1 pseudogene is annotated in these 257 nt (G+C 40.1%); it reads left to right on the forward strand.

Going from position 1 to position 257, the window contains the following annotated elements:
• Positions 1 to 257: pseudogene (locus tag AAEY78_RS13895) on the forward strand (DNA topoisomerase IV subunit B); the annotation flags it as partial.

The raw sequence follows: 257 nt of genomic DNA on the forward strand, positions 1-257 counted from the left end.
CCTCGCAAGTGTTAGCCTCGCAAGAGGTGCATAATATTTCGATAGCGATTGGTTGCGATCCTGACAGCGATGATATTTCAGAATTACGTTATGGTAAAATTTGTATTCTAGCGGATGCAGATTCTGATGGACTGCATATTGCGACATTGTTGTGTGCGTTGTTCTTAAAGCATTATCGTGTATTAGTGAATAATGGGCATGTGTATATTGCTATGCCGCCGCTATTTCGTATTGATATCGGCAAAGAGGTTTTTTAT

Source organism: Psychrobacter sp. 16-MNA-CIBAN-0192 (assembly GCF_040309565.1).
Classification (GTDB): Bacteria; Pseudomonadota; Gammaproteobacteria; order Pseudomonadales; family Moraxellaceae; genus Psychrobacter.